Origin of the sequence: Nocardia sp. NPDC051052, from assembly GCF_044456045.1 — a bacterium.
Lineage (GTDB): Bacteria > Actinomycetota > Actinomycetes > Mycobacteriales > Mycobacteriaceae > Nocardia.
Genome location: NZ_JBITFL010000018.1, coordinates 170,180 through 177,372, shown reverse-complemented (window position 1 = coordinate 177,372; position 7,193 = coordinate 170,180). Strand labels below are relative to the sequence as shown.

At 67.7% G+C, this 7,193-nt stretch carries 6 protein-coding genes; 1 reads left to right on the top strand and 5 read right to left on the bottom strand.

Annotated elements, in window-relative coordinates; all coding sequences use genetic code 11:
* Positions 1-102: 102 nt before the first annotated feature.
* On the top strand, positions 103-753 hold the full coding sequence (locus tag ACIBCN_RS40370; RefSeq protein WP_396997614.1) for a hypothetical protein: 651 nt from the start codon (positions 103-105) through the stop codon (positions 751-753).
* On the opposite strand, the gene ACIBCN_RS40365 is transcribed toward ACIBCN_RS40370, so the two are convergent.
* From ACIBCN_RS40365 to ACIBCN_RS40345, 5 genes are all read right to left on the bottom strand, one after another.
* Entirely contained in the window at positions 754-1,998 is a 1,245-nt protein-coding gene (locus ACIBCN_RS40365; protein ID WP_396997612.1) for a TetR/AcrR family transcriptional regulator, read from the bottom strand.
* Between the two features lie 181 nt (positions 1,999-2,179).
* The gene (locus ACIBCN_RS40360; protein ID WP_396997610.1) at positions 2,180-3,424 is read right to left on the bottom strand and encodes a TetR/AcrR family transcriptional regulator; all 1,245 of its coding nucleotides are present in this window, start codon (positions 3,422-3,424) and stop codon (positions 2,180-2,182) included.
* Positions 3,425-3,459: 35 nt separating this feature from the next.
* The gene (locus ACIBCN_RS40355; RefSeq protein WP_396997608.1) at positions 3,460-3,594 is read right to left on the bottom strand and encodes a hypothetical protein; all 135 of its coding nucleotides are present in this window, start codon (positions 3,592-3,594) and stop codon (positions 3,460-3,462) included.
* 39 nt (positions 3,595-3,633) lie between these two features.
* Positions 3,634-4,974, bottom strand: coding sequence for a cytochrome P450 (locus ACIBCN_RS40350; protein WP_396997606.1), 1,341 nt, complete (start codon positions 4,972-4,974; stop codon positions 3,634-3,636).
* 243 nt (positions 4,975-5,217) lie between these two features.
* Positions 5,218-7,167, bottom strand: a complete 1,950-nt coding sequence (locus ACIBCN_RS40345; RefSeq protein WP_396997604.1) for an acetoacetate--CoA ligase — start codon at positions 7,165-7,167, stop codon at positions 5,218-5,220.
* Positions 7,168-7,193 lie beyond the last annotated feature (26 nt).

The following is a 7,193-nucleotide window of genomic DNA, read 5'->3' as shown; positions in this document are numbered from 1 at the left end:
CGCACCAACAAGGCCGACAAGCACCTTTCTCAAGCCTCACCCGACCCGCCTGGGTGTCCAGCACAACGTACTGAACCCCAACGAACTTAAGGAGCACATCTGATGAACGACAACGAGGGCGAGATCGAAACGCCGACCGAGGATTCGACGCCTGTTGAGTCGAGCGATCCTGCGGCAAAGGGGGTTTCGGTCGAACCGGAACAGGAAGCACCGCCGCTCGCGGGCAAGCGTTTCCGGCTGATCCCGGGCCGGGCCGGACGGATCGCACTCCGCGTGGCAGCTGCCGTATTACTCTGCGCCGCAATAGCTTCGACCGTCGTCTTCTACCTCCAGAACAAGGGCAACAAGGCGATCATCGACGCCAACGCGGACGCGCGCACCGCCGCCTGCAAGTACGCCCCGGTCCTGGCTGACTACGACGCCAAGAAACTGGACGACTACTTCGCCGCCGTCCTCGGCGGCGCGACCGGCGACTGGAAGAAGCAATTCGACAGCACCAGCAAGGAATTGCGCGACGTGCTCACCCAGGGCCAGGTGGTGTCGAAGGTCAACGACGTCCAGTGCGCGATCAAGACCGGCGACGAGAACTCCGCCGAGGCCATCGTGGTGATCGGCCAGACCATCACCAGCTTGGGCACCCAGGGCAAGCCCGCACCCGGCCAGCTGTCCATGGTGATGCGGCTGGAGAAGGTGGACGGTCGCTGGTTGGTGAACAAGGTGAACTCACCGCTGGCACCGCCGCCGCAGCCGTAGTTACCCGCCGTCGGGACCGAACAGGACGACCCGCATCAGGTGAACTACCCGCTGCCGCGAGCACACCGGGTCGTCGGATCCGAAGCGCTGACCAAGATCTACGACCAGGGCGAGCGCCGCCTGCACCAGCAGCCTGGCCTCGGCCGCGGACAGCTCGGGCCGCACGCCGACGAGCAGCTTCGCCCACTCTTCGACGTTGAGCCGCTGGATGTTCCGCAGCACCGTCCGCTCGTCGGCAGGCACGTTGCTGATCTCGGCGTAGTAGACGAAGGTCAGCTCGCGTTCGGCGAACGAGCCTGCCACGTACAGCTCGATCACTGTCGTCAACGCCTGCTCGGGGCCGTCCGCCACCGCGACGGCCGGGCCGATCGCGGCCGAAACCCGTTCCGCGGCACGACGGAACGCGGCCGCGAGGATGTCGCCCTTGCTGCGGTAGAAGCGGTACACCGCCGAGGAAGCGGGCAGCCCGGCCGCGGTCGCGATGTCCTCGACGCTCACATTCGGATAGCCGTGCTTGTGGAACAGCTCGATGGCGCGTGCGAGCAGCAGTTCATGCTTGAAGGTCCACGGAATCTCGTTCGCCGCAAGGCGTTTGGCGTGATCGGCGGAGGGCGGAAGGGTGCAGGCGGCGACGGCCCGGCAGGCGGCGCCGAGCAGTGCGGTCAACGCACGCACCGGGATCGACACATGATGATCGCCGATGCTGCTGAGCACGCTCAGCACGGCGGCGGACAGGACAGCCCGGTCCGCCGCGGCGAGCTCTGGCCGGGTCTCGCCGAGCAGCGACGTGAGGACCGAATCCGCCTCCGCTAGTTGGCGGTCCAGGATCGCGGCGTCGGCTTCTTCGAGATAGCGGCGTTGCCAACGCAAGAGTGCGGCGCTGCGGCGATTGCTGATCGACGCCGCGATGAGTGCGTCGATGACCTGCTCGAGCCGTGCTTCGGCGGGCAGTCCACGTGCCGCGTCCGGCAGGCGCACCGCCGCCTCACAGAGCGCGCCGAGCCGCAGCGCCTCCTCGCGGAACAGCGCGTACTTGCTCGGGTAGTGGCGGTACAGCGCGGCCGAGCTGATGTCGAGCCGGGACGCGATGTCCTCCATGCTCACGCCGTGGTAACCGAGCGACCCGAACGCCTCCGCCGACGCCGCCGCGATCTGGGCTCGCCGATCCCGCGGCCGCCGCCGAACCACGCGCGCGGCGGTGCCGTCGGACGCCTTGTCCGCGGCGCGGCCTTCCTGGGCACCCATGCCGCGATGGTAGCCGAACTGGACGCTCGGTAGCGGGGCGTTTTCTTTCTGGAAGCAAACTGAATGGAAGATCACAATGTGAGGATGATTTGGGCAGCTACCACTAGCTCTTCCGATTCACATAGATAGAATACTACGTAACATAAGCGACCGGTCGGTACCGCTCGCCTGTCCGGGAGGTCTAGGCCGCGGCGGGACGACCGAAAAGAACCACCTGCATCAACAGCCGTACCCGGCACTGCGCCGCCATCGGCTGGTCGTCGAACGCGCGACCCAGATCCACCACCAACGCGAACGCGGCGTGGATGAGGAAGCGCGCCTCGGCGGGGGACAGCTCCGGGCGCACCTCGCGCAGCAGCCGCGCCCACTCTTCGACACTGAGCCGCTGGATGTTTCGCAGCACCGTGCGTTCCTCCGTCGGCACATGCTGGAACTCGGTGAAATACACGTAGGTCAGCGCACGCTCGGCGAACGACCCCGCGACGTACTGGTCGATCAGCGTGGTCAGCGCGGCCTCCGGGCTCGCCGCGGTCGCGACCGCCGGACCGACCGCACCCGAAACCCGTTCCGCGGCACGGCGAAACGCGGCGGCGAGCAGGTCGCTCTTGCCGCGATAGAACCGGTACACCGCCGAGGCGGCGGACAGTCCCGCCGCGGTGGCGATATCCTCCACACTGACATTGGGATACCCGCGCTCGTGGAACAGCTCGACCGCTTTACGCAGCAGCAGTTCGTGTTTGAAGGAGTCCGGGATCTCGACCACCTGGACCGGTTCGGCGGCCTGCGCCGCGGGCAGTTCCGTGCCGATGATCGGCTGGCACGCCGAACTCAACAGCCGGGCAAGGGATTTCGCCGGGAGAGTGGCGTGGTGGTCGGCGATGCTGGTGATCGTGCTCAGCAGTGCCATGCGCAATATACGAGTGTCGTCCTCGGTCAGCTCCGGCCGCAGCTCGGCGAGCTGGCTGCCGAGCGCGCCGAGCACGGCGAACTGCTGATCGTTCAGCAGCGTCAAATCGTCGGGCTCCAAGTAGCGGCCCTCCCAGCGCACCAGGGTGATGGTCGGCCGGTTCTCGATGGTGACGGCGATGAGTGCGTCGAGCACGTGCCGCAGCCGCCGCTCGGGCGTCCACGCCGTCGCCTCTTCCGGCAGCTCGACCGACTCGGTCATCGCCCGGCCGACCCGCAGCAATTCCTCGCGGAACAGCGCGTACTTGCTCGGATAGTGGCGGTACAGCGCCGCCGAACTGATGCCGAGGCCGGTGGCGATGTCCTCCATGCTGACGCCGTGATAGCCGAGCGCGCCGAACGCGGCGGCCGAGGCGGCGGCGATCTGAGCCCGCCGATTCTTCGGCCTGCGCCGGACCTCCCGGGGTGCCGAGTCGCCGGTGCTCGCCTTCCGCGCCGTACGGCGATTGTCGACACTCATGCGGACATCGTACTGATCAGGGCTGGTTAGACGGGCTACGGCTCGGTGCGGGGCAGCTGCCGGACCGGCTGGGTGTGCCAGGTCACCCGGAATCGGGGCGGCACCTGCCGGAAGCCCGCGGCCGTCGCCGCGACCCGTAGGCGCGGGTCGCCGCAGGTGAGGGCCGCCACAGCCGATCGGCCACGGCGGCGTCGAGCGTCGTCGCCCGATCAGTCGCGCGGCGTGATGACCAGTAGCGCCTTACCTTCGGGGATCGTGGTGATGTTCCTGGTCTTCGCGCGTTCCGGATCCGCGCCATCCGGGCGTGAAAGAGAATGTCGCACAATGATTTCCCGCAGCACCGCGGTGCCTTCCATCAGCGAGAAGCCCGCGCCGATGCAGCGCCGGACGCCGCCGCCGAAGGGCAGCCAGGTGTTCGGCGCCACCTCGCCGGACAGGAAGCGGTCCGGCCGGAAGACCGCGAGGTCGGGATAGTTGTCGGGGCTGCGGTGCGCGAGCAGGATCGAGGTGTTCACCACCGTGCCCGCGGGCAGTCGCCTGCCGCCGATTGTCATGTCCCTGGTCAGTTTTCGATTGGTGCCGTTGATGATGACGCGCAGCCGCATCGCTTCCTTCATCACGGCCTCGAGGTACTTGTCGTCGCCGATGCGCGCGGCGACGAGGGCCGCTTCTTGGATGTCGGGGTGCGTCGCGATCTCGTATAGCGCCCAGGACAGCGCCGCCGCGGTCGTCTCATGGCCGGCCAGCAACAGCGTGATGAGCTGGTCACGCAGTTCGGCGTCGGTGAGCGGCGGGTCGTGATCGTCGCCGGTGCCCGCGTGCAGCAGCCGGGACAGCACATCGGTGCGTTCGGCCAGATCCGGCGCGCTTCGACGGGCGGCGATCTCGGCGTAGAGCAGGGCGTCGACCGCGCGCATATTCTCGGCGAACCGCTTCCACGGCCCGACGCGGCGGAGCACGCCCCACTTGATCCCGAGGAACACCAGCGGGTTGAGGTGCACGATCCGCCGCAGTCGCGGCGCGAGCTCGGCGCGGGTCTGTTCGTCGGAGACCCCGAACACCACCTGAATCATCACCTCGAGGGTGAGCGCGTTCATCCGGTCGAGCGTGACCACCGTGGAACCCGGTGTCCAGCGGTCGATTTCGGCGACGGCGATGCGGGCGACCAGATCGCGGTAGCCGCGCAGTGCCGAGCCGTTGAACGCGGGCATCAGCAATCGTCTGGCCCGCGCGTGCTCGTCCTCGTCGGTGAGCAACAGGGAGTGCTGGCCCATCACGACGCCGAGGATCTGGTTGCCCTCGCCCGCGTGCAGGTCACGCGGGTTGCCCGCGAAGATCTCCTTGATGTGCTCCGGGCGGGAGAACACCACGGAATGGTCGGCGAGCGGCGGGATACGCAGCGTGAAGACGTCGCCGTATCGGCGCGCGACGGCGGGCACGAAGCGCTGGCGATCGAGCTGGAACAGCACGCTCTGCACGAAGGCGGGCAGTCGCGACCCCGGCGGATAGGCGGTGGTCTCGTCACGCTCCTGGACGTCCTGTGCGGCCACGATGCCACCTTCGTTGAGTATGAGACGAACCTGTTTCATACCACGCTAAGAGATCTATGCCGTGGGGTCTATAACGCGGCAGGTAATCAACCGGACTTGACGCGGTGGTCTGACTTGGTATCGGCGACGCGCGCGTGCCAGCCGTGGCCCGCGCCGCCCAGGCGGCCATTTCCACGGCCGCCCTGGGTGGGCATCCCTACTGCCGGTGACTCCGGCGCCTAGCGGCCCGTCACCGGCGGGCCGCTAACTTACGGTGCCGGGTCGCTGCGCGGAGTACCAATCGAGCAGGTCCGGGTTGTCGACGGCGCTGCGTTCGACGACGCGGGCCGCCTCGGCACCCTGGAACAGCTTCTTGATCGGGATCTCGAGCTTTTTACCGGTGCGGGTGTGCGGGATACCGGGGGCGACAAGGATTTCGTCGGGGACGTGGCGCGGGGAGACCTCGGTGCGAATGGTGGTGTTGATGCGGGTCTTCAGGTCCTCGGTGAGCTCCGCCCCGGGGGCGAGCACGACGAACAGCGGCATCCAGTACCCGCCGTCCGGCTGTTCGGCACCGATGACCAGGGCCTCGGCGATCTCGGGGAGGCGTTCGACGGACTGGTAGATGTCGGCGCTGCCCATCCGGATGCCGTGCCGGTTGAGGGTGGAATCGGAACGGCCGTGCACGACGACGGAGTTGCGGTCGGTGATGGTGATCCAGTCGCCGTGCCGCCACACGCCGGGGTACATATCGAAATAGGCGTCGTGATAACGCTTGCCGTCGTCGTCGTGCCAGAAGCGAACCGGCATGGACGGCATCGGCTTGGTGATCACCAGCTCGCCGACCTCGTTACGGACCGGTGCTCCGGTGCCGTCGAAGGCCTCGAGCGCGGCGCCGAGGAAGCGGGTCGACAGCTCTCCCGGCCAGGCGGGCACGGTGCGGGCGCCGCCCATGAAGGCCGACACCACGTCGGTGCCACCGCTGATGGAATTGACCTGGACGTGCTCACCGGTGTTCGCGCCCAACCAGAGTGCCGACGAGGTCGGCAGCGACGCGCCGGTGATGCCGACCGTGCGCAGCGCGGACAGGTCGTGCTCGGCGCGCGGCACGGCACCCGCCTTCATGCAGGCGAGCACGTAGCCGGGACTGGTGCCGAGCACGGTCGTCCTGGTCTCGGCGGCAATGCGCCACAACCCATCCGGTGCCGGATAGGTGGGGCTGCCGTCGTAACAGACGATGGTCGCACCGACCAGCAGACCGGAGATCTGGAAGTTCCACATCATCCAGCTCGGGCTGGTGTACCAGAAGAAGGTGTCGGCGGGCCCGATATCGGATTGCAGCGCAACGGCTTTGAGGTGCTCCAGCAGCACGCCGCCGTGACCGTGCACGATGCCCTTCGGCAGCCCGGTGGTGCCGGACGAGAACACGATCCACAGCGGATGGTCGAAATCGACCGACTCCGTGGTGATCACGGCGGGCGCGGCCTCGTCGTAGGCGATCGCGTCGGTCCACGCGGTCGCGTCCGCGACGTCGAGGCCGAGCTGGGAAACGGCGATCGTGGCGCGCAGCGTGCCGAGACCGGCTTGCAGCTCGGCGATGTCGGCGCGCCTGTCGTGCGCCTTGCCGCCGAATCGGTAACCGTCCACGGTGATCAGCACGGTGGGTTCGAGCTGGCCGAGCCGGTCCAGTGCGGCCTTGGCCGAGTAGTCCTGGCCGCAGGCGCTCCACACCGCGCCGATGCTGGCCGTCGCGAGTAGCGCGACGACCGTCTCCGGGATGTTGGGCAGATAGCCCGCGACCCGATCGCCGGCCTGTACACCCAATGATCGCAGGGTGCGCGCCAATGCCGCTGTGTCGTCGATCAATTCGGCCCAGGACACCTCGCGCGGCGATGCGTCCTCGGTGATCCCGATGATCGCGGGCCGGTCGCTGCGGAACTGGCGGATGAGCTGATCGACATAGTTCAGCCGGGTGCCCGGAAACCATTGCGCACCCGGCATTTCGGCTTCGGCGATCACCTCGCCCGCGATCTCGCCGAGCTCGAAGTAGTCCCATACCGCATGCCAGAAGTCGGCGAGCTCATCGACGGACCACTGCCACAGCGTGTGATAGTCGGGCGCGACGAGACCGGTGCGGGCCTCGACGAACTTCGCGAAGTCGGTGATCCTGGCGTCGGCGATATCCTGCTCGGTCGGCACCCACTGTGGTTGCACCGCGTTCCTCCTGGCTGTTCGAACTG